Source organism: Pseudarthrobacter sp. HLT1-3 (assembly GCF_059383535.1).
Genome location: NZ_JBWZCJ010000064.1, coordinates 1 through 1,679, shown reverse-complemented (window position 1 = coordinate 1,679; position 1,679 = coordinate 1). Strand labels below are relative to the sequence as shown.

The following is a 1,679-nucleotide window of genomic DNA, read 5'->3' as shown; positions in this document are numbered from 1 at the left end:
GTCCCGTTTTCCCGGGGGTGTTGGTTGTGTCTGTTTTACTTCAACGGAGAGTTTGATCCTGGCTCAGGATGAACGCTGGCGGCGTGCTTAACACATGCAAGTCGAACGATGATCCCAGCTTGCTGGGGGATTAGTGGCGAACGGGTGAGTAACACGTGAGTAACCTGCCCTTAACTCTGGGATAAGCCTGGGAAACTGGGTCTAATACCGGATATGACTCCTCATCGCATGGTGGGGGGTGGAAAGCTTTATTGTGGTTTTGGATGGACTCGCGGCCTATCAGCTTGTTGGTGAGGTAATGGCTCACCAAGGCGACGACGGGTAGCCGGCCTGAGAGGGTGACCGGCCACACTGGGACTGAGACACGGCCCAGACTCCTACGGGAGGCAGCAGTGGGGAATATTGCACAATGGGCGAAAGCCTGATGCAGCGACGCCGCGTGAGGGATGACGGCCTTCGGGTTGTAAACCTCTTTCAGTAGGGAAGAAGCGAAAGTGACGGTACCTGCAGAAGAAGCGCCGGCTAACTACGTGCCAGCAGCCGCGGTAATACGTAGGGCGCAAGCGTTATCCGGAATTATTGGGCGTAAAGAGCTCGTAGGCGGTTTGTCGCGTCTGCCGTGAAAGTCCGGGGCTCAACTCCGGATCTGCGGTGGGTACGGGCAGACTAGAGTGATGTAGGGGAGACTGGAATTCCTGGTGTAGCGGTGAAATGCGCAGATATCAGGAGGAACACCGATGGCGAAGGCAGGTCTCTGGGCATTAACTGACGCTGAGGAGCGAAAGCATGGGGAGCGAACAGGATTAGATACCCTGGTAGTCCATGCCGTAAACGTTGGGCACTAGGTGTGGGGGACATTCCACGTTTTCCGTACCGTAGCTAACGCATTAAGTGCCCCGCCTGGGGAGTACGGCCGCAAGGCTAAAACTCAAAGGAATTGACGGGGGCCCGCACAAGCGGCGGAGCATGCGGATTAATTCGATGCAACGCGAAGAACCTTACCAAGGCTTGACATGAACCGGTAATACCTGGAAACAGGTGCCCCGCTTGCGGTCGGTTTACAGGTGGTGCATGGTTGTCGTCAGCTCGTGTCGTGAGATGTTGGGTTAAGTCCCGCAACGAGCGCAACCCTCGTTCTATGTTGCCAGCGCGTGATGGCGGGGACTCATAGGAGACTGCCGGGGTCAACTCGGAGGAAGGTGGGGACGACGTCAAATCATCATGCCCCTTATGTCTTGGGCTTCACGCATGCTACAATGGCCGGTACAAAGGGTTGCGATACTGTGAGGTGGAGCTAATCCCAAAAAGCCGGTCTCAGTTCGGATTGGGGTCTGCAACTCGACCCCATGAAGTCGGAGTCGCTAGTAATCGCAGATCAGCAACGCTGCGGTGAATACGTTCCCGGGCCTTGTACACACCGCCCGTCAAGTCACGAAAGTTGGTAACACCCGAAGCCGGTGGCCTAACCCCTTGTGGGAGGGAGCTGTCGAAGGTGGGACTGGCGATTGGGACTAAGTCGTAACAAGGTAGCCGTACCGGAAGGTGCGGCTGGATCACCTCCTTTCTAAGGAGCACCTACGATCACCTTGCCTCATGTATGTGAGTGTGGAGGGGTTGTCAGGAGTACGCCCGTTGCGCAGACGCTAGTTCTGCGGCGGGTGCTCACGGGTGGAATATCA

Annotated in this window: 1 rRNA gene; it reads left to right on the top strand. The window is 56.5% G+C overall.

Going from position 1 to position 1,679, the window contains the following annotated elements:
• Positions 1-40: 40 nt before the first annotated feature.
• Positions 41-1,564: ribosomal RNA gene (locus AC50X9_RS21205) — 16S ribosomal RNA — on the top strand.
• Positions 1,565-1,679 lie beyond the last annotated feature (115 nt).